This window comes from Pseudomonas sp. KH_021, assembly GCF_057838865.1.
On record NZ_CM174477.1, the window covers coordinates 764,762 to 783,750 of the forward strand.

Here is an 18,989-nt window from a genome sequence, read left to right on the forward strand (position 1 = left end):
TTTGAAGCGGCGTTTTGGTATCTAACGAATCAATTTCACGAGTGGCGCCGGCTCGCGTCGCTCGCAGGCATAGGTTGGAAGACGATGCGGGACAAGGTGACGGGTGCGCAGCGCTGGGTCGTGAAAATCGGCAGTGCACTGCTGACGGCCGATGGCAAGGGTCTGGATCGCGCCGCAATGGGCGTCTGGGTCGAACAGATGGTGGCGCTGCATGAGGCGGGCGTCGAGCTGGTGTTGGTGTCCTCTGGCGCGGTCGCGGCCGGCATGAGTCGTCTGGGCTGGGTCAAGCGACCGAGTGCCATGAACGAATTGCAGGCGGCTGCCTCGATTGGCCAGATGGGGTTGGTGCAGGCTTGGGAGTCGAGCTTTGCCGAGCACGGTCGTCATACTGCGCAGATTCTGCTGACTCATGATGACCTGTCAGACCGCAAGCGCTACCTGAATGCGCGCAGCACCTTGCGTACTCTGGTCGAGCTGGGTGTGGTGCCGGTCATCAACGAAAACGACACCGTGGTCACCGACGAAATTCGCTTTGGTGACAACGACACGCTGGCGGCGCTGGTGGCCAACCTGGTCGAGGCGGACCTGCTGGTGATCCTCACCGACCGCGACGGCATGTTCGATGCCGATCCGCGCAACAATCCCGATGCCAAGCTGATTTTCGAAGCTCGTGCCGATGACCCATCGCTGGATGCGGTGGCGGGCAGTACGGGGGGTGCGCTGGGGCGTGGTGGCATGCAGACTAAATTGCGTGCGGCTCGTCTGGCGGCACGTTCCGGGGCGCATACCATTATTGTGGGTGGGCGTATCGAGCGGGTGCTGGATCGCCTCAAGGCTGGCGAGCGCCTGGGCACGCTGTTGTCGCCAGAGCGCGGCATGTTGGCGGCCCGCAAGCAGTGGCTGGCTGGGCATCTGCAGACTCGCGGTACCTTGGTGCTCGATGCGGGTGCCGTCCAGGCGCTGCGCTCCGGTGGCAAGAGCTTGTTGCCAGTGGGTGTGAAGGTTGTCCAGGGCAGCTTCCGGCGTGGCGAAATGGTGGTATGCGTGGCGCCTGATGGTATGGAAGTGGCGCGCGGGCTGGCCAACTACAGTGCGCTTGAGGCGCAGAAGATCATTGGCCAGTCATCCGAAGCGATCGAAAAATTGCTGGGTTATATTGCCGAGCCTGAGTTGGTCCATCGCGACAATCTGATTCTGGTCTGAGGGAGTGCGCTGTGCGAGTGCTAAGGAATGTGCTTGGTCTGCTGGCAGTGTTGCCGCTGCTGGCTTCGGCCGAGGAAATCGGTCAGGTATCAACGGTATTCAAATTTGTCGGTCCTAACGACCGTATCGTAGTCGAGGCCTTTGATGATCCGAAGGTCGAGGGTGTGACCTGCTACTTGTCGCGCGCCAAGACCGGTGGTGTGAAGGGTGGCTTGGGGTTGGCTGAAGATCGTGCCGAGGCGTCTATCGCCTGTCGGCAGGTTGGGCCAATCCGCTTTGCCCTGCCGTTGAAGGATGGTGAGGAAGTCTTCAAGGAGCGCACGTCGCTGGTATTCAAGACCATGCAGGTGGTGCGCTTTCTCGACAAGAAGCGCAACACGCTGGTGTATCTGGTCTACAGCGACCGTGTGATCGAAGGCAGCCCGCAAAACGCCGTGACCGCTATCCCGATCCTGCCCTGGGCCCAATAACCCCGGCCCCTGTAGGAGCGACGGGGGCGCCTAGCCTTTAGTCGCGATGGCATCACCGCGGTTTATCGCAGACCGCGGTGATGTCATCGCGACTAAAGTCTGCTCCTACAAAAAAAAGGATGTATCGCTGAATTGCAGGCAATAAAAAGCCGACCCTAGGGTCGGCTTTTTATGGAATGGTTCGCTTAAGCGGCTTCTTTCAGCGCTTTAACGTGGCCATTCAGACGGCTCTTATGGCGAGCAGCTTTGTTCTTGTGGATGATGCCTTTATCGGCCATACGGTCGATAACTGGAACAGCCAGAGTGTAAGCAGCTTGCGCTTTTTCAGCGTCTTTTGCGTCGATGGCTTTGACTACGTTTTTGATGTAGGTGCGAACCATGGAACGCAGGCTGGCGTTGTGGCTGCGACGCTTCTCAGCCTGTTTTGCACGTTTTTTGGCGGAAGGTGAGTTGGCCACCGTCGAGCTCCTCGAAAGACTTTGGGAATAGCAAACAAAATAGGCCGCGAATCATGCCGATGAGTTGAAGTCTTGTCAAGGGCGCTTGAGACGTTCCGCTGAGTGGTCATTCTTCAGAGGGGTGATTCCCTTCTGACGCACGACCTGTAAACTCGCGATTTTTTGGCACTGTCTGCGTTGCGGCGCGCAGTATCGCACAACCGGATGCCTCAGGCCCGCTCTTTATCTTCAGGCGCGAAAAACTTTCGATGAATCTTCTTAAATCCCTGGCTGCGGTCAGCTCTATCACGATGGTTTCGCGTGTTTTGGGCTTTGTGCGCGATACCATCCTGGCGCGTATCTTTGGTGCCGGTACCGCGACGGACGCCTTCTTTATTGCCTTCAAGCTGCCCAACCTGTTGCGGCGAATCTTCGCAGAAGGCGCGTTTTCCCAGGCGTTCGTGCCGATCCTGGCCGAATACAAGAGCCAGCAGGGCGAGGAGGCGACCCGGACCTTCATTGCTTATATCTCGGGCTTACTGACGCTGGTATTGGCTGTGGTGACGGCCTTGGGGATTCTGGCGGCGCCTTGGGTTGTCTGGATAACAGCGCCGGGCTTTGTCGACAGCCCCGAAAAATTCGAGCTCACCACTGACCTGCTGCGGGTCACCTTTCCCTATATTTTGCTGATTTCCCTGTCTTCCCTGGCCGGGGCGATCCTCAATACCTGGAACCGCTTCTCGGTACCTGCGTTTGTTCCGACACTGCTTAACGTCGCAATGATTTTCTTTGCCCTGTTCCTGACGCCGTACTTCGACCCGCCAATCATGGCGCTGGGTTGGGCGGTGCTGGCGGGTGGTCTTTTGCAGCTGTTATATCAACTGCCACACCTGAAAAAGATCGGCATGCTCGTGCTGCCACGCCTGAACCTGCGCGATAGCGGGGTCTGGCGAGTGCTCAAGCAGATGTTGCCGGCGATTCTCGGGGTATCGGTCAGCCAGATCTCGCTGATCATCAACACCATCTTCGCCTCGTTCCTGGTGGCTGGCTCCGTGTCCTGGATGTATTACGCCGACCGCTTGATGGAACTGCCCTCGGGTGTGCTGGGCGTCGCGTTGGGCACCATTTTGTTGCCGACGCTGGCCAAGACCTATGCCAACCGTGATCGTCACGAGTATTCTCGGATTCTCGACTGGGGCCTGCGGTTGTGCTTCGTGCTGGTGCTGCCGTGCTCGGTCGCCCTGGCGCTTTTGGCTGAACCCTTGACGGTGTCGCTGTTCCAGTACGGTAAATTCAGTGCCTTTGACGCGGCCATGACCCAGCGGGCGTTGATCGCCTATGCGGTCGGGCTGCTGGGGATTATCCTGGTCAAGGTGCTGGCGCCTGGCTTTTATGCGCAACAAAACATTCGTACACCGGTGAAAATCGCCATTTTCACCCTGATCACTACCCAATTGCTTAACTTGGCCTTTATCGGCCACCTGCAGCACGCCGGCCTTGCGCTGGCGATCAGCGTAGGTGCCATGCTCAATGCCGGTTTGTTGTACTGGAAGCTGCGCCAGCAGCAATTGTTCGTACCGCAACCGGGCTGGACCCCGTTTTTGATCAAGCTGGTCGTGGCGGTGCTGGTGATGGCCGCGGTGCTGTTCGGGGTGATGCAGTGGATGCCAGCGTGGAGCCAGGGGCAGATGCTCGAGCGCTTCCTGCGCCTTGGCGCGCTGGTGTTCAGTGGCATACTGGCTTATTTCGGTACCTTGCTGGTGCTGGGTTTTCGCTTGAAGGATTTCGCCCGCAAGTCGTTGCATTAAAAGGGGAGCGGCCTGGCCGAACGTCGGTTTTGTGCTTTCGGCCGCTTTGGGTGATGGTGTCGCCTGTCGTCAACCGTCGTGTGTGGTTATAATCGACCACTTTATGAGCAAGAAGCGCGTTATGCAGCTGGTTCGAGGCCTTCACAACCTGCGGCCCCAGCATCGGGGCTGCGTCGCCACTATTGGCAACTTTGACGGTGTTCACCGTGGTCACCAGGCTATCCTGGCGCGACTGCGCGAGCGAGCGGCGGAGTTGGGCGTGCCCAGCTGCGTGGTGATTTTCGAGCCGCAGCCGCGTGAATACTTTGCTCCCCAGACCGCTCCGGCGCGCCTGGCTCGCCTGCGCGACAAGATCGCGCTGTTGGCCGACGAGGGGGTGGACCGGGTCTTGTGCCTGGCCTTCAACCAGCGCCTGAGCAAGCTCAGTGCTAGAGAATTCGTCGACACTATCCTGGTCGATGGCCTGGGTGTTCGCCATCTGGAGGTCGGTGACGACTTCCGCTTCGGTTGCGATCGGTTGGGCGATTTCGATTTTCTCCTGCAGACAGGCTGCGTGCAGGGTTTTACCGTTGAGGCGGCGCAGACCGTCGAACTGGCCGGTGTACGTGTCAGTAGCACCCAGGTGCGCACGGCGTTGGCCAATGCCGATTTTGCCTTGGCTGAACAATTGCTGGGGCGTCCGTACCAGATAGCCGGGCGCGTGCTGCATGGCCAGAAGCTGGCGCGACAATTGGGTTGGCCGACCGCCAATATCCAGCTCAAGCGCCGACGTGTGCCCCTGAGCGGGGTATACCTGGTCAGCGCCGAAATCGATGGCACACCATGGCCGGGAGTCGCCAATATCGGCGTGCGCCCGACCGTTTCCGGGGACGGCAGTGCCCATCTGGAAATACACCTCCTGGATTTTGCCGGCGACCTTTATGGCCGGCGTTTGACGGTGGCCTTCCACCACAAGCTGCGTGATGAGCAGCGATTCGCCTCCCTGGAGGCGCTGAAGTCGGCGATCGATGCGGATGTCGCCGCCGCTCGTGCACACTGGCACAGCCAACCGCTAACAAAGAGCCTGAAATGACCGACTACAAAGCCACGCTAAACCTTCCGGACACCGCCTTCCCGATGAAGGCCGGCCTGCCCCAGCGCGAGCCGCAAACCTTGCAGCGCTGGGACAGCATTGGCCTGTACCAGAAGCTTCGCGAAATTGGCAAGGATCGTCCAAAGTTCGTTCTGCACGACGGCCCTCCGTACGCCAACGGCCACATTCACATCGGTCATGCGGTCAACAAGATTCTCAAGGACATGATCATCCGCTCCAAGACCCTGTCGGGTTTTGACGCGCCGTACGTGCCGGGCTGGGACTGCCATGGCCTGCCGATCGAGCACAAGGTCGAAGTGACCCACGGCAAGCACCTGTCCGCCGAGAAAACCCGCGAACTGTGCCGTGCCTACGCGGCCGAGCAGATCGAAGGGCAGAAAACCGAATTCATTCGCCTGGGCGTACTGGGCGACTGGGCCAACCCCTACAAAACCATGAACTTCTCCAACGAAGCCGGCGAAATTCGCGCCCTGGCTGAAATGGTCAAGAATGGCTTCGTGTTCAAGGGGCTCAAGCCTGTGAACTGGTGCTTTGATTGCGGTTCGGCCCTGGCCGAGGCGGAAGTCGAATACGCCGACAAAAAATCCTCCACCATTGATGTGGCCTTCCCGATTGCCGATGAAGCCAAGCTGGCTGCCGCTTTCGGCCTGGATGCACTGGCCAAGCCGGCCTCGATCGTGATCTGGACCACCACGGCCTGGACCATCCCGGCCAACCAGGCGCTGAACGTCCACCCGGAATTCAACTACGCCCTGGTCGATGTCGGTGATCGCCTGCTGGTGCTGGCTGAAGAGCTGGTCGAGTCGTGCCTGGCTCGCTACACGCTGGAAGGCTCGGTGCTGGCCACTGCTCCTGGTTCTGCGTTGGAGCTGATCAACTTCCGTCACCCGTTCTATGACCGCCTGTCGCCGGTGTACCTGGCTGACTACGTCGAACTGGGCGCCGGTACCGGTGTGGTTCACTCGGCACCTGCCTACGGTGAAGATGACTTCGTGACCTGCAAGCGCTATGGCATGGTCAACGACGACATCTTGACCCCTGTGCAGAGCAACGGCGTGTACGTCGAGTCGCTGGAGTTCTTCGGTGGCCAGTTCATCTGGAAAGCCAACCCGAACATCGTCGACAAGCTGGCCGAAGTCGGTGCGTTGATGCACACCGAAACCATCAGCCACAGCTACATGCACTGCTGGCGCCACAAGACCCCACTGATCTACCGCGCCACCGCGCAGTGGTTCGTGGGCATGGACAAGCAGCCCAACAGCGGTGAAACCCTGCGCAAGCGTGCGGTCAAAGCCATCGAAGACACAAAGTTTATCCCTACCTGGGGGCAAGCGCGCCTGCATTCGATGATCGCCAACCGTCCTGACTGGTGCATCTCGCGTCAGCGCAACTGGGGCGTGCCGATCCCGTTCTTCCTGCACAAGCAGACCGGCGAGCTGCACCCGCGCACGGTCGAGCTGATGGAAGAAGTCGCCAAGTTGGTCGAACAGCAAGGCATCGACGCCTGGTTCAACCTGGACGCCGTCACGTTGCTCGGTGACGAGGCAGGTCAGTATGACAAGATCTCCGACACCCTGGACGTCTGGTTCGATTCCGGTACCACACACTGGCACGTCCTGCGCGGCTCGCACTCGATGGGCCACGCCAGCGGCCCGCGTGCCGACCTGTACCTGGAAGGTTCCGACCAACACCGCGGCTGGTTCCATTCCTCGTTGCTGACCGGTTGCGCCATCGACGACCACGCTCCGTACCGCGAGTTGCTGACCCACGGTTTCACCGTCGATGAAAACGGTCGCAAGATGTCCAAGTCGCTGGGCAACGTGATCGCACCGCAAAAGGTCAACGACACCCTGGGCGCCGACATCATGCGCCTGTGGGTATCGGCCACTGACTATTCCGGTGAAATGGCCGTTTCCGAGCAGATCCTGCAGCGCAGCGCCGATGCCTACCGTCGCATCCGCAACACCGCGCGCTTCTTGCTCTCGAACCTGACCGGCTTCAACCCGGCCACCGACCTGCTGCCGGCCGAAGACATGCTGGCACTGGACCGCTGGGCCGTGGATCGCACCTTGCTGCTGCAGCGCGAGCTGGAAGAGCACTACGGCGAATACCGCTTCTGGAACGTCTACTCCAAGATCCACAACTTCTGCGTGCAGGAGCTGGGCGGTTTCTACCTGGACATCATCAAGGACCGTCAGTACACCACCGGTGCCAACAGTACCGCACGTCGTTCCTGCCAGACCGCGCTGTACCACATCAGCGAGGCGCTGGTGCGCTGGATCGCGCCGATCCTGGCGTTCACCGCCGACGAGCTGTGGCAGTACCTGCCGGGCGAGCGCAACGAATCGGTCATGCTCAACACCTGGTACCAGGGCCTGAGCGAGCTGCCAGAAGGCTGCGAGCTGGACCGCGCCTACTGGGAGCGGATCATGGCGGTCAAGACCGCGGTCAACAAGGAAATGGAAAACCAGCGAGCGGCCAAGGCCATCGGTGGCAACCTGCAAGCCGAAGTGACCCTGTTCGCCGACGAGTCCCTGAGCGCCGACCTGAGCAAGCTGAGCAACGAACTGCGTTTCGTGCTGATTACCTCGACCGCCAGCGTGGCACCGTTCGCCCAGGCTCCGGCCGAAGCGGTAGTCACGGAAGTGGCGGGCCTCAAGCTTCAAGTGGTCAAGTCCGGCCATGTCAAGTGCGCCCGTTGCTGGCACTGCCGCGAGGACGTCGGGGTTAACCCGGAGCATCCTGAAATCTGCGGTCGCTGTGTAGACAACATCAGTGGCAGCGGCGAGGTGCGTCACTATGCCTAACGCTGTTGCCGGGCGCTTCGGGCGCCTGAGCTGGCTGTGGCTGAGCGTGCTGGTCCTGGTCATCGACCAGGCCAGCAAGTTCTACTTCGAAGGCTCCCTGAGCCTTTACCAGCAGATCGTGGTGATCCCCGATTACTTCAGCTGGACACTGGCCTACAACACCGGTGCGGCCTTCAGCTTCCTGGCGGACAGTTCCGGCTGGCAGCGCTGGCTGTTTGCCGTGATCGCGCTGGTGGTCAGTGCAGTGCTGGTGGTCTGGCTCAAGCGCCTGGGTCGTAACGAAACCTGGCTCGCCGTCGCTCTGGCCTTGGTGCTGGGCGGCGCACTGGGCAACCTGTACGACCGTATCGTGCTGGGCCATGTGATCGATTTCATTCTGGTGCACTGGCAAAACCGCTGGTATTTCCCGGCGTTCAACGTGGCCGACAGCGCAATCAGCGTTGGCGCCGTGATGCTGGCACTGGATATGTTCAAGAGTAAGAAGTCTGGAGAAACTGTTCATGACTGAGCCGCGTATCGGCCAGAACGCCGAAGTGACCCTGCACTTCGCCCTGCATCTGGAAAACGGCGACACCGTCGACAGCACCTTCGACAAGGCGCCAGCCGTGTTCAAGGTGGGTGATGGCAACCTGTTGCCAGGTTTTGAAGCGGCTATCTTCGGCTTCAAGGCCGGCGACAAGCGCAGCGTCACCGTGCCGCCAGAAAACGCTTTCGGCCAGCCGAACCCGCAGAACGTGCAGATCATGCCGCGCTCGCAGTTCGACGGCATGGACTTGTCCGAAGGTTTGCTGGTGATCTTCAACGACGCCGCCAACACCGAGCTTCCAGGGGTGGTCAAGGCGTTCGATGAGGATCAGGTGACCATCGACTTCAACCACCCGCTGGCCGGCAAGACCTTGACGTTCGAAGTCGAGATTATCGACGTGAAGGCGCTTTGAGCCAGGAGCCCCGTATGAAAATCAAACTCGCCAACCCTCGTGGTTTCTGTGCAGGCGTGGATCGGGCGATTGAAATCGTCAACCGCGCGCTGGAAGTCTTCGGCCCACCCATTTATGTGCGCCACGAAGTGGTCCACAACAAGTTCGTGGTCGAGGACCTGCGCGCGCGCGGGGCGATTTTCGTCGAGGAACTTGATCAAGTGCCGGACGACGTCATCGTGATCTTCAGCGCCCACGGTGTGTCCCAGGCGGTTCGCCAGGAAGCAGCGGGGCGGGGCTTGAAGGTGTTCGATGCGACCTGCCCCTTGGTCACCAAGGTGCATATCGAGGTGGCACGCTACAGCCGTGACGGTCGCGAATGCATCCTGATCGGCCATGCCGGCCACCCGGAAGTCGAAGGCACCATGGGTCAGTACGACGCCGGCAACGGTGGCGCCATCTACCTGGTCGAAGACGAAGAAGATGTCGCCAATCTGCAAGTCAAGAACCCGGAAACCCTCGCGTTCGTGACCCAGACCACCTTGTCGATGGATGACACCAGCCGCGTCATCGACGCGCTGCGCACTCGCTTCCCGAGCATTGGTGGGCCGCGCAAGGACGACATTTGCTACGCCACGCAAAACCGCCAGGATGCGGTCAAGCAATTGGCCAACGAATGTGATGTGGTCCTGGTGGTGGGCAGCCCCAACAGCTCCAACTCCAACCGCTTGCGCGAGTTGGCAGAGCGCATGGCAACGCCGGCCTACCTGATCGATGGCGCCGAAGACATGCAGCGCAGCTGGTTCGACGGTGTCGAGCGCATCGGTATCACCGCCGGCGCTTCGGCCCCTGAAGTGCTGGTGCGTGGTGTGATCCAGCAGTTGCAGGCCTGGGGTGCGACCGGCGCCGATGAACTGGCCGGCCGCGAGGAGAACATCACCTTCTCGATGCCCAAGGAACTACGCGTTCGCTCCCTGCTTTGACACCAGGCGCTCGCAGAGGGGCTGCTCGCCTTTTTTCGAGCGCAGGCTGACTCGGCCGGTGTTGGCCAGTACCACTTGGTAATGGCTGACCGGCTGGCGTTTGGCGCAGATGTGCAGGGTTCCATTGTTGAGCCCCTTATTGCCCAGCGGCTCGCCCATACTGTTGAATTGAACCATGGTTTGCACGTGATGATTGCCTCTCACGGGGACACGGCTACTCACGGCATACTCCAGCAGGATCGGGTTATCCCTATCCTCGAAACCCTTCCCACTGGCATCAGCAATCACTCGCCAGCCCTTGCCCCAATCCTCTTCAATCGCCTGAACAATCACCCTCTGGTGACGCAGTATTGATTCATGGCGCGCCATGCGTAGTCCGCTCGCAAGCTGCTTTGCCATCACCTGACGCTGCTGAGATTCGACCAACTCATGGAACGCTGGTGCGCTTAGATGGACCAAGATAGCAACCAAGGCCATTGCTATAAGCAATTCGATTAAAGTGATGCCATTCTGTTTCACAATTTTCCCTCCCTGGAAAATGCCTGGGGTTTGCGCGGGGTTCGGTCCTTCAATTGTCATCCTGACCATTGAACGGCCCACGGCGCCGCTGTTTTATAGTCCAGTTTCCGCAAGAGAGATGTGTCATGCGCAAGGATTGCCGAGGCTTTTCGATGATCGAATTGTTGCTGGTCGTGATCTTCATCACGATCCTGGCAAGCATGGCCGTGCCGGCCTACACCGGCCTGATCCAGCGCAACCGTGCCGACGCTGACCTGAGTGAACTGGTCCGTTCCCTCAATTACGCCCGGCTTGAAGCGATTGATCGCGGCACCAGTATGCGCTTCACCCCCAGCACCTCCGGGGCGGCCTGGAACACTGAGTTGAAAGTCGTCACCGTGGCCGATACGGCCACCACCCTGCGCGTGGTCTCGGCCATGACCAGCGGGGCGACTCTCAATGCCGGCAGCATTACTGCCATCGACTTCAACAGCTTTGGTGGGCTTGCCGCGCCTTCAAGCGCGCAGACACTTACGTATACGCTAGGTGCCGTGACCCGAACTGTGAATATCTGCTTGAATGGGCGCATCGTGCAGGGAGGTAGTTGCTGATGCAGGGAGCAAGACAGCAAGGGGTGACGCTGATCGAAGTGCTGGTGGCGATGTTTATCCTGGCCATCGGATTGCTGGGGGCTGCGGCCATTCAGCTCAATGCCCTCAAATACACTGACAGCTCATTGATGAGCAGCCAGGCGACTTTCATTGCTTACGACATGATGGACCGTATTCGCGCCAATCCAGATGTCGACTACAGTCTGACGGGCCTATCTGCCGCCCCTTCGAGTGCCTCCGGCAGCGATGCGAGGCTGCAGGATTTTTTCGACTTCAAGACCAATATCAACAACTTTGGCGGATCGACGGCAACCGGGCGTATTGCGGTGGTCAACCGCCTGGTGACCATCACCATTACCTGGGATGACAACCGCGCAGGCGGTGGAACCCAGACCTACAGCCTGGTCAGCCGGGTCGCAGTCGACCCCGTGGCGATCACCCCATGAAGCGGCTCGCACGCGGTTTCGGGCTGGTGGAAGTCATGGTCTCCATGCTACTGGGGTTGATTGTGGTGTTGGGCATCACTCAGGTATTCATCGCGGCCAAAAACACTTACCTCGCCCAAAGTGCTTCCGCACGGCTGCAGGAGGATGCTCGCTTTGCCTTGAGCAAGATGATTCAGGAGCTCCGTATGGTGGGTATGTTCGGCTGCCTGACCACCCACTCGATGACCTACGCCGATGCCGCGATCGCCACTCGGTTCAGCAACCCGATTACCTTTGCTCGATCCTCCGATGGCAGTACCCAGACCCTCACTTTGATTACCGCCGACGTCGGCACCACAGGCAGTACGCAGGACTGGACCGTGGTAACCGATTGTGTGAGCACCGCGCGTGCCTACCTAAAAGCGCAGGCCCCTGGCGCTGGGCAGATCGCATTGCCGCTGCGCGAAGTGATCTACACCGTCGAGAACAACCAACTCAAAACTGGCACGAACAAGCAGGTGCTGGTCGATAACGTTTCCTCCATGGCGATCTCCTTTGGCATTACAAGCTCCGCCACCGACAACGCGGTGTCCAGTTACTCCACGACTCCCAGCAACGCGGCGACGATTCGCAGTGTGCGCCTGAGCCTGACCTTGCGAGACCCGCAGGCGCTCGTCGAGGATCAGACCTATAACGTCGTTGCGTCCCTGCGTAATCGGCTCAGGTAGAGGCATGCCAATGAACCGCAGCCACTGGCAGGGGCAGGGGCAGGAAGCCCAACGAGGCATGGCCCTGGTGGTCAGCCTGATCTTCCTGCTATTGCTGACCTTGATCGGTCTCTCATCGATGCAGAGCGCCACGGTGCAGGAAAAAATGGCCGGCAGCGTCAAGCAGCGTAATGAATCCTTCCAGATCGCAGAGGCCGCCTTGCGTGCCGGTGAAACGGTTGTGCAGGCCAGCACCTTTACCTTGGCGCAGTGCACCTATTGCCTGCCGCCACCGGAGTCGGTGCGGGTGACCGCCGCCGGCGTCTACAGCGGTACCGGGCAAAGCTCGGGGACCGTTTGGGTAGCGGCCAACAGTGGTTTTTATCTGATCCAGAATATCGGTGTGTCGGCCACCGCTGTGAACGTGCCGTCAGGTTCGTCCGCCACCTTGTACCGGGTCACCGCAGTGGGGCTGCAAGGCAACTCCCGATCGGTTGTGGAGAGTGTGTATGCGAAGTATTAAGGGACTGCTCGCCGGCCTTGCATTAGGGCTGTATGCCAGTACTCCGGCGTATGCTTTCACACCTTCTGAGTCGCCGCTGCTCAGTGCGGCGGCGGTAGCGCCCAACCTGATGTTGCTGGTGGATAACTCAGGCAGTATGTACAACATCGTGTGGGCCGCCGGATTTGATCCCAACGCTAACCAGGCGCCGGTCTACAACTGCAGTTCGAGCACGTCTTGCCAGTTTGGCAACTCGGCGCTGGACGGTGGGAATATCCTGCTTGAAAACCTGAACCGTGGTGGCTGTTCAAGTGGCTGGGTGGGTTTCTATCGGGGACTGTTGTCTCGCGTGTGCCTGAAGTTGCCTGACCCGGTGGGCAGCGGCAATACCCGCTACACCGCAGATTATCTTTCTTATCTGGTCGCTCAGGCGAACGGTGCAAACCGGGATTACACCACTGGCAACATCCCCAATGACTACCGTATGAATGTCGCCCGTGAGGTGTCCAAGACGCTGATCAATAACAACCGCGGCTTGCGCATTGGCCTGGCCAGTTTCAACGCGCCCAGGACCAGCGACCGTGGCCCCGGGGGCAATGTCCAGAAGTCGATAACGGACTTGTCGGTGGTGCCCAACAGCGTGACCCAAGCCCAGGCGGACGCCAACTACAACGCCCTGATCACGGCCATCAATGGTCTGGACGCCGAGTCCAACACGCCCCTGGCAGAGACGTACTACGAGGTCAGCCGTTATTTCCGAGGGCTGGCGCCGTACTACAATACGACGCCGTCAACCTACACCAGCCCGATCCAGTACCGCTGTCAGAAAAATTACGGGGTGGTGATTACCGACGGCTTGCCGACTTATGACCGCACTTTTCCCAGTAACGACCCCGATGGCGCCGGCAAGCTGCCGAACTGGGATAGCGTCAACAACGATGGTGCTGACTCAAGCGGTGATGAGGAAGGTGACACGCTGTACCTGGATGACATCGCCAAGTTTGCCTTTGATATCGACATGCGCAAAACCGGCACCGATGCCGCTGGCAAAAGCTGGAACGGAGTAGGCTTTGAAAAGCAGAACCTCAACACCTATACCGTCGGTTTCGCCGTTTCTAACGACATGCTGTCGGACGCTGCCAACTACGGCAACGGCCAGTATTACCAAGCCAACGACAGCGCTGCCCTGAGTGCAGCACTGGCCTCGGCTATTGGTGATATCAACTCCAAGGCCGGCTCCGGCGGCGGTGGCGCTACCAGTTCGGCGACGCTGCAGTCCGACACGCGCTTCTATCTCACCCTTTACGATCCCACGGATTGGCGTGGCACCATCAAGGCGTTGGCCATCGACAGCAATGGCAACGTCAATACCAATAGCCCGGCGTGGAGCACCGACACGACCATGGTGCCCGGCAGCACCTCGACCACTTTCCAGTCTTGGCGCACCGACACCAACAAGGCTATTTCTTTGGCGTTCGCCAACTTTTCCGATACACAGAAAACCGTTCTTGGCCAAAACTTGTCCATCGGCATCACCGCCACCGACTTGGTGGAGTGGTCCAAGGGCACCAACAAAGCCGGCTTGAAAGTGCGCAGTGTGCTGCTGGGCGATGTCGTCAACTCGCCACTGGTGGCCGCCTTGCCAGGTGACAAGACCGCCAGCGACCTGGTGGGCGATACCAGCTACAGCGGTTACCTGGCCACCAAGCAGTCGAGCATGACCAGCAGCCTGGTGGTCAATGCCAATGACGGTTTCATGCATGTGATCACCGCCAGCAATGGGGCGCGCCGCTACGCCTATATGCCTTCTACTGTGCTGCCATCGCTGTATCTAATTGCCGATGTGGGCTACAAGAATGGCCAGTCGCACAAATTTACGGTCGATGGTCAATTGGCCGTTTTCGACGCTCAATTTGGCAGCACCAATACTGCGTGGAAAACCGTGGCACTGGGCGGCGTCGGCGGGGCGGGCAAGGCCTACTATGCCGTGCAGTTATTCGATGCCTCGGCGGGCAACGTATCCCAAGCGCTCTGGGAAATTCGTGCCCCGGACGTGGCCACTACGGCCAACGCTTTCAATGATCTGGGTTATGCCTATTCGCGACCGGCCGTTGCGCGGCTGGCCGACGGCACCTGGGCAGCCTTTATCGGCAATGGCTATGGGAGCAATACCGGGGTGGCGGCACTGTATGTCGTCGATATCCGCGATGGCTCGCTGATCAAAAAGATCGTCGTCGACGCCACCGAGAAGGACAACGGGTTGTCTTCAGTCAAGCTCAAGGTCAACGCCCAGAACGTGGTACAGGCGGCCTATGGCGGCGATCTCAAGGGGCGGATGTGGAAGTTTGACCTGAGTGCTACCTCCACCAGCAGTTGGAATGTGGCGTTCTCCGGCAAGCCTTTGTTCACGGCGTCGGGTGGCATCAACCAGCCCATCAGTGTGCAGCCGCTGCTGCTTGACCACCCCACCAACGGCAAGCTGGTGTATTTCGGTACCGGCAAGTTCAACGAAGCCGCCGACAAGCTGTCCACGGCTCGCCAGGCGTTCTACGCCATTTGGGACGCCGACAACGGTGCCGGCAACTACACCGAGAGCCAGCTGCAAGCCCAATCCATTACCGGTGTTTTTACGGGATCCAGTGGCGAGTTCATCACTAGCAGTGAGAACGACGTCAACTGGGCCAGCAAAAAAGGCTGGTACCTGCCGCTGGTCTACAACAGCCTGCTCAAGGGCGAGCGGGTGATCTACCCGGCGCAGACCACCCGTGGGCGTATCGTCTTTACCACGGCCGCGGTCGATACCTCCGACCCCTGCGAAAGCTCGGGCACCGGGCGGTTGGTCGAGCTCGACCCGGAAAAGGGCAAGATGCTCAGTTATGCAGTGCTCGATACCAATGGTGATGGGGTCATCAACAGCAGTGACATACGGGCCAGCGGGATCAACTACGGCGAGGGTGTGACTCACCTTGCGAGCATTCTCAGCGGAACCGTCGATTACAAGATGATCACCTTGTCCAATGGCAAAGTGGTCAGGGTGACCGAGAAGGGTGCCCTCCAGTCCGGCTCCAGGCGGATCATGTGGCGACAAATCATGTAGGCAGGTTTACCCATGCAAAGACTCAAAAACGGCTTCACCTTGATCGAACTGTTGATCGTCGTCGCGGTTATCGGCATTCTGGCGGCCATCGCTTATCCCAGTTACACCGAATACATCAAGAAAGCCCGGCGCACGGAAGTGGCCGGGTTGTTGTCCGAAACCGCGCAAAACCTTGAACGGCATTATTCCCGGGCTGGGCAATATTCGGACACCGCGACGATTATCACGCCCGTCTCGGCTGGCACCGACTATTACACGCTGGTCGCCACGCGCAATGCCCAGGATTTCACCCTGACCGCAACGCGCAAGACGGGCCTGATGGCCGGTGACAAGTGCGGCGATTTCGTGCTCACCAATACCGGTGCGCGCACTAACCCCAATAGCGCCACCGGCGTCACCAGCAAGACCTGTTGGGGGCGCTGACCGCGCCAGCAGTTGGATCAATAGATGGCAAAGCAAGTAGTGATTGTCGGCGGCGGGGTGATTGGCCTGCTGACGGCGTTCAACCTGGCGGCACATGTCGAACACGTCACGGTGCTGGACCGCAATGCGGTCGGCCAGGAGTCTTCATGGGCAGGCGGCGGCATCGTTTCGCCCTTGTACCCCTGGCGCTACAGCCCGGCCGTGACCGCGCTGGCGCATTGGTCCCAGGATTTCTACCCCTCCCTTGGGGCGCAGTTGTTCGCCTCTACCGGGCTGGACCCGGAAGTTCATGTCACCGGCCTCTACTGGCTTGACCTGGAAGACGAAGAGAAAGCGCTGGAGTGGGCGCGCCGTGAACAGCGACCGTTGAGCGCTGTGGATGTGTCGGCCGTATACGATGCGGTACCAGTGCTGGGCGCAGGCTTCGAGCGGGCGATCTACATGGCCGATGTCGCGAATGTGCGCAATCCACGCCTGGTCAAGTCGCTGAAGGCCGCCCTGCAAGCCTTGCCCAATGTCACCCTCAAGGAGCACTGCGAAGTTCAGGCGTTCATTCAGGATGGCCGGCAAATCCTGGGTGTGCGAACCGCGCAGGGCGATCTTCTGGCAGATCAGGTGGTCTTGACCGCAGGCGCCTGGAGCGGCGACTTGTTGCGCACGCTGGCGCTGGATTTGCCGGTCGAGCCGGTCAAGGGCCAGATGATCCTGTACAAATGTGCTGACGATTTCTTGCCAAGCATGGTGCTGGCCAAGGGGCGCTATGCTATCCCGCGCCGTGACGGGCATATCCTGATTGGCAGTACGCTGGAGCACGAAGGCTACGATAAGACACCGACCGATGTTGCACTGCAGAGCCTTAAGGCGTCGGCAATCGAGTTGTTGCCGGCACTGGCCGAGGCAACACCGGTGGGTCATTGGGCCGGTTTGCGTCCGGGCTCTCCTGAAGGCATTCCCTACATCGGCCCGGTGCCCGAGCACGACGGTTTGTGGCTCAACTGTGGTCATTACCGCAATGGTCTGGTGCTGGCGCCTGCGTCCTGCCAGTTGTTTGCCGACCTGTTGCTGGAGCGTGCGCCGATTATCGACCCGGCCCCTTATGCCCCGGCCGGGCGCTTGACGTCAGTCCAGGCCTAGTTTTTTCAGCCGGTAGCGCATCGAGCGAAATGACAGGCTTAAGCGCTGGGCCGCCGCTGTGCGGTTCCAGCGTGTTTCCTTCAGGGCCTGGAGGATCAGCTTGCGCTCGATGCTTTCTCCACTAGGCTTTCGTGCTGCCCACCGACACTGCGCACCGCCTTTTCCTGAATGGCTCGCAGCAGTTTCACCTGCATAGGTAGCGGTAGGTCAGCCACTTCGTCGAGAAACAGCGTCCCGCCATGGGCGGCCTGGAACAGCCCAGGCTTGTCTTCGATGGCACCGCTGAAGCTGCCTTTGCGGTGTCCAAAAAACTCGCTCTCCATCAATTCGCTGGGAATGGCGCCGCAGTTCACCGGTACGAACGGTTTGCCGGCGCGCCCGCTCTGTTCATGGATCAGTCGCGCCACCAACTCCTTGCCGCTACCCGACTCGCCACTGATGTACACCGGTGCCTGGCTACGCGCCAGCCGTGCAATGTGCTTGCGCAAGGCAAGCATGGGTGGGGCTTGGCCAATCAGGCGGTTGTCGATCATCGGTTCAGGGCGGTGCGCGGTGTGCATTTGCAGGGCGCTGGTGACCAGGTCGCGCAGCCCCTCCAGGTCTACCGGTTTGGTCAGAAAGTCGAAGGCGCCAGATTTGAGGGCGGTAATGGCCGTAGCTTGGTTGCTTTCGCACAGCTCTCGCGAAATGTACAGGCCCAGCCCCGTTCCTGAGGCCTGGGTGGTGAAGAAGGGTTCAAAAAGATGTTGCAGTTGCTCGGCGCTGAAGCCTTCGCCGTCATCGAGCACTTCCAGAACGGATAGGCCGTTGGTCGGCTCGACAAAGAGGCGCAACCAGGCCTGGGCCCGGCCATGCTGTTGGGCGCTGTGGCGCAGCGCGTTCTGTACCAGATTGGTGAGGATCTGGGTCAGGTGATGAGGGTCCATGCGGGTGCGAACGGGGCCTGACGGTTGTTCGATATGGATGTGCGAGGCTACCCCTGCTGTGCATTGAAAGTCGGCCACAAAGGTTTTCAGCCAGGGTGTCAGGTCCAGCCTTTCGGGAGCGGCAGGTCGGCGTCGGGAGAGTTGCAGGACGTTTTCGATCACCAGGTTCAGGCGCCGGGACTGGTCCTGGATGATTTGCGTCAGGCGACGGTCCTGAGGCGGCAGCGCTGCTGATTCCTGCAACAATTGCCCAGCATGGCTGATTGCCCCCAGCGGATTGCGGATTTCATGAGCAATGGCCGCAGTCAGGCGTCCTAGCGCCGCCAGCTTCAGTTGCTGGGCCTGTTGCGCGACTTGCGCCAGGTCTTCAAGAAATACCAGGGTTTGCGGGGTGGGGCCTGGTCCCAAGGCGACGAAGCTGGGCTGCACCTCTGGGCCGGTGTTGGTCGGCTTGATCGGTCCAGGCCGCAATGTCGGATTGGCGCGCCAGCGTTGCAGGGATCATCAGGTTGCCAATGCCGCTGGGAATGCCGCCGCCTGCGTAGAACAGGCCGGATAACAGCAGTATGTCGGCCAACGCCAGCCCAAAGAGTTGCGCGGGGTGGCGAAGGTTTTCCAGTAGCACAACCGCCAGGGTAATGCCGACAGTCAAACGATAGAGGTGGTAAAGGCGCAACTCACGTTGGGCCACCAGGGGAGGAGGTGTGAGCGACTCAGCGCTCACGAGGGCCCTGTTCCAGGTGTTTCTGGCTGCAGTACCACAGGTTGCCGGTGTGAATGGCCTGGGTGTCCGGTACATGCAAGCCGCAATGGGCGCAGCGCACCATCTTTAGGGGGCTGTCCAGCGAGTTGTCAGGTTTGGCGGGTGGAGCGGACTTGAACTTGCGCCAAAGCCAGACGGCGGCAGCGATCACAGCGATCCAAAACAGTAAGCGAACCATGGTGCCC

20 protein-coding genes and 2 pseudogenes are annotated in these 18,989 nt (G+C 60.0%); 15 read left to right on the forward strand and 7 right to left on the reverse strand.

Annotated elements, in window-relative coordinates; all coding sequences use genetic code 11:
* The first annotated feature begins 84 nt into the window (after window positions 1–84).
* Both proB and AC3IX4_RS03645 read left to right on the forward strand, forming a co-directional pair.
* Window positions 85–1,203: a glutamate 5-kinase gene (proB, locus tag AC3IX4_RS03640; protein ID WP_489259278.1), complete on the forward strand. Its 1,119-nt coding sequence runs from the start codon at window positions 85–87 to the stop codon at window positions 1,201–1,203.
* An 11-nt stretch (window positions 1,204–1,214) separates the two neighbouring features.
* Window positions 1,215–1,673 (forward strand): CreA family protein, encoded by a 459-nt coding sequence (locus tag AC3IX4_RS03645; RefSeq protein ID WP_489259279.1) that lies wholly within the window; start codon window positions 1,215–1,217, stop codon window positions 1,671–1,673.
* A gap of 185 nt (window positions 1,674–1,858) precedes the next feature.
* On the opposite strand, the gene rpsT is transcribed toward AC3IX4_RS03645, so the two are convergent.
* Entirely contained in the window at window positions 1,859–2,131 is a 273-nt protein-coding gene (gene rpsT / locus AC3IX4_RS03650; RefSeq protein ID WP_166569909.1) for a 30S ribosomal protein S20, read from the reverse strand.
* 248 nt (window positions 2,132–2,379) lie between these two features.
* Between rpsT and murJ the strand changes: the two genes are divergently transcribed.
* From murJ to ispH, 6 genes are all read left to right on the forward strand, one after another.
* Complete coding sequence (gene murJ, locus AC3IX4_RS03655; protein WP_489259280.1) at window positions 2,380–3,918, forward strand: murein biosynthesis integral membrane protein MurJ; 1,539 nt, start codon at window positions 2,380–2,382, stop codon at window positions 3,916–3,918.
* Between the two features lie 121 nt (window positions 3,919–4,039).
* Window positions 4,040–4,990 carry a bifunctional riboflavin kinase/FAD synthetase gene (gene ribF, locus AC3IX4_RS03660; protein WP_489261201.1) on the forward strand — a complete coding sequence of 317 codons (951 nt, stop codon included), beginning with the start codon at window positions 4,040–4,042 and terminating at the stop codon, window positions 4,988–4,990.
* A complete protein-coding gene (ileS, locus tag AC3IX4_RS03665; protein ID WP_489259281.1) occupies window positions 4,987–7,818 on the forward strand; it encodes an isoleucine--tRNA ligase in 2,832 nt (943 codons plus the stop codon). Before ribF ends, ileS begins: the two co-directional genes overlap by 4 nt.
* The gene (gene lspA / locus AC3IX4_RS03670) at window positions 7,811–8,326 is read left to right on the forward strand and encodes a signal peptidase II (RefSeq protein WP_489259282.1); all 516 of its coding nucleotides are present in this window, start codon (window positions 7,811–7,813) and stop codon (window positions 8,324–8,326) included. The genes ileS and lspA overlap by 8 nt, the downstream gene beginning before the upstream one ends.
* Window positions 8,319–8,756: an FKBP-type peptidyl-prolyl cis-trans isomerase gene (gene fkpB / locus AC3IX4_RS03675; RefSeq protein ID WP_489259283.1), complete on the forward strand. Its 438-nt coding sequence runs from the start codon at window positions 8,319–8,321 to the stop codon at window positions 8,754–8,756. Before lspA ends, fkpB begins: the two co-directional genes overlap by 8 nt.
* A gap of 14 nt (window positions 8,757–8,770) precedes the next feature.
* Window positions 8,771–9,718 (forward strand): 4-hydroxy-3-methylbut-2-enyl diphosphate reductase, encoded by a 948-nt coding sequence (gene ispH / locus AC3IX4_RS03680; protein WP_489259284.1) that lies wholly within the window; start codon window positions 8,771–8,773, stop codon window positions 9,716–9,718.
* Here the strand turns inward: ispH and AC3IX4_RS03685 are convergent.
* Window positions 9,695–10,237, reverse strand: a complete 543-nt coding sequence (locus tag AC3IX4_RS03685) for a GspH/FimT family pseudopilin (RefSeq protein WP_489259285.1) — start codon at window positions 10,235–10,237, stop codon at window positions 9,695–9,697. The two genes, ispH and AC3IX4_RS03685, sit on opposite strands and share 24 nt — an antisense overlap.
* A gap of 125 nt (window positions 10,238–10,362) precedes the next feature.
* Between AC3IX4_RS03685 and AC3IX4_RS03690 the strand changes: the two genes are divergently transcribed.
* The 7 genes from AC3IX4_RS03690 to thiO are packed head-to-tail and all read left to right on the forward strand — an operon-like array spanning window position 10,363 to window position 17,115.
* The gene (locus AC3IX4_RS03690) at window positions 10,363–10,827 is read left to right on the forward strand and encodes a GspH/FimT family pseudopilin (protein ID WP_489259286.1); all 465 of its coding nucleotides are present in this window, start codon (window positions 10,363–10,365) and stop codon (window positions 10,825–10,827) included.
* Window positions 10,827–11,273 (forward strand): type IV pilus modification protein PilV, encoded by a 447-nt coding sequence (gene pilV / locus AC3IX4_RS03695; protein ID WP_489259287.1) that lies wholly within the window; start codon window positions 10,827–10,829, stop codon window positions 11,271–11,273. The genes AC3IX4_RS03690 and pilV overlap by 1 nt, the downstream gene beginning before the upstream one ends.
* Window positions 11,270–11,980 carry a PilW family protein gene (locus AC3IX4_RS03700; RefSeq protein ID WP_489259288.1) on the forward strand — a complete coding sequence of 237 codons (711 nt, stop codon included), beginning with the start codon at window positions 11,270–11,272 and terminating at the stop codon, window positions 11,978–11,980. Before pilV ends, AC3IX4_RS03700 begins: the two co-directional genes overlap by 4 nt.
* Window positions 11,981–11,990: 10 nt before the next feature.
* Window positions 11,991–12,482: a pilus assembly PilX family protein gene (locus tag AC3IX4_RS03705; protein ID WP_489259289.1), complete on the forward strand. Its 492-nt coding sequence runs from the start codon at window positions 11,991–11,993 to the stop codon at window positions 12,480–12,482.
* On the forward strand, window positions 12,469–15,558 hold the full coding sequence (locus AC3IX4_RS03710; RefSeq protein WP_489259290.1) for a pilus assembly protein: 3,090 nt from the start codon (window positions 12,469–12,471) through the stop codon (window positions 15,556–15,558). Before AC3IX4_RS03705 ends, AC3IX4_RS03710 begins: the two co-directional genes overlap by 14 nt.
* A 12-nt stretch (window positions 15,559–15,570) precedes the next feature.
* Window positions 15,571–15,981, forward strand: a complete 411-nt coding sequence (locus tag AC3IX4_RS03715; protein ID WP_489259291.1) for a type IV pilin protein — start codon at window positions 15,571–15,573, stop codon at window positions 15,979–15,981.
* 24 nt (window positions 15,982–16,005) lie between these two features.
* Window positions 16,006–17,115, forward strand: a complete 1,110-nt coding sequence (gene thiO / locus AC3IX4_RS03720; RefSeq protein ID WP_489259292.1) for a glycine oxidase ThiO — start codon at window positions 16,006–16,008, stop codon at window positions 17,113–17,115.
* On the opposite strand, the gene AC3IX4_RS03725 is transcribed toward thiO, so the two are convergent.
* From AC3IX4_RS03725 to AC3IX4_RS03745, 5 genes and pseudogenes are all read right to left on the reverse strand, one after another.
* Window positions 17,101–17,226, reverse strand: coding sequence for a helix-turn-helix domain-containing protein (locus AC3IX4_RS03725; RefSeq protein ID WP_489261202.1), 126 nt, complete (start codon window positions 17,224–17,226; stop codon window positions 17,101–17,103). The genes thiO and AC3IX4_RS03725 overlap by 15 nt on opposite strands.
* Before the next feature lie 5 nt (window positions 17,227–17,231).
* Window positions 17,232–18,041 (reverse strand): annotated as a pseudogene (locus AC3IX4_RS03730) (sigma-54-dependent transcriptional regulator); the annotation flags it as partial.
* Window positions 18,042–18,227: 186 nt separating this feature from the next.
* Window positions 18,228–18,470, reverse strand: a pseudogene (locus tag AC3IX4_RS03735) (histidine kinase dimerization/phospho-acceptor domain-containing protein); the annotation flags it as partial.
* On the reverse strand, window positions 18,409–18,765 hold the full coding sequence (locus AC3IX4_RS03740) for a hypothetical protein (RefSeq protein ID WP_489259293.1): 357 nt from the start codon (window positions 18,763–18,765) through the stop codon (window positions 18,409–18,411). The gene AC3IX4_RS03740 and the pseudogene AC3IX4_RS03735, both read right to left, overlap by 62 nt.
* Window positions 18,755–18,982, reverse strand: coding sequence for a PP0621 family protein (locus AC3IX4_RS03745; RefSeq protein ID WP_489259294.1), 228 nt, complete (start codon window positions 18,980–18,982; stop codon window positions 18,755–18,757). The genes AC3IX4_RS03740 and AC3IX4_RS03745 overlap by 11 nt, the downstream gene beginning before the upstream one ends.
* Window positions 18,983–18,989 lie beyond the last annotated feature (7 nt).

What these genes read in the sequence shown, in the direction of transcription:
- proB (WP_489259278.1), top strand. Translation starts at nt 85, where the DNA reads ATGCGGGACAAGGTGACGGGTGCGCAGCGCTGGGTCGTGAAAATCGGC.
- murJ (WP_489259280.1), top strand. Translation starts at nt 2,380, where the DNA reads ATGAATCTTCTTAAATCCCTGGCTGCGGTCAGCTCTATCACGATGGTT.
- ribF (WP_489261201.1), top strand. Translation starts at nt 4,040, where the DNA reads ATGCAGCTGGTTCGAGGCCTTCACAACCTGCGGCCCCAGCATCGGGGC.
- ileS (WP_489259281.1), top strand. Translation starts at nt 4,987, where the DNA reads ATGACCGACTACAAAGCCACGCTAAACCTTCCGGACACCGCCTTCCCG.
- lspA (WP_489259282.1), top strand. Translation starts at nt 7,811, where the DNA reads ATGCCTAACGCTGTTGCCGGGCGCTTCGGGCGCCTGAGCTGGCTGTGG.
- fkpB (WP_489259283.1), top strand. Translation starts at nt 8,319, where the DNA reads ATGACTGAGCCGCGTATCGGCCAGAACGCCGAAGTGACCCTGCACTTC.
- ispH (WP_489259284.1), top strand. Translation starts at nt 8,771, where the DNA reads ATGAAAATCAAACTCGCCAACCCTCGTGGTTTCTGTGCAGGCGTGGAT.
- AC3IX4_RS03690 (WP_489259286.1), top strand. Translation starts at nt 10,363, where the DNA reads ATGCGCAAGGATTGCCGAGGCTTTTCGATGATCGAATTGTTGCTGGTC.
- pilV (WP_489259287.1), top strand. Translation starts at nt 10,827, where the DNA reads ATGCAGGGAGCAAGACAGCAAGGGGTGACGCTGATCGAAGTGCTGGTG.
- AC3IX4_RS03700 (WP_489259288.1), top strand. Translation starts at nt 11,270, where the DNA reads ATGAAGCGGCTCGCACGCGGTTTCGGGCTGGTGGAAGTCATGGTCTCC.
- AC3IX4_RS03705 (WP_489259289.1), top strand. Translation starts at nt 11,991, where the DNA reads ATGAACCGCAGCCACTGGCAGGGGCAGGGGCAGGAAGCCCAACGAGGC.
- AC3IX4_RS03710 (WP_489259290.1), top strand. Translation starts at nt 12,469, where the DNA reads ATGCGAAGTATTAAGGGACTGCTCGCCGGCCTTGCATTAGGGCTGTAT.
- AC3IX4_RS03715 (WP_489259291.1), top strand. Translation starts at nt 15,571, where the DNA reads ATGCAAAGACTCAAAAACGGCTTCACCTTGATCGAACTGTTGATCGTC.
- thiO (WP_489259292.1), top strand. Translation starts at nt 16,006, where the DNA reads ATGGCAAAGCAAGTAGTGATTGTCGGCGGCGGGGTGATTGGCCTGCTG.
- AC3IX4_RS03745 (WP_489259294.1), bottom strand. Translation starts at nt 18,982, where the DNA reads ATGGTTCGCTTACTGTTTTGGATCGCTGTGATCGCTGCCGCCGTCTGG.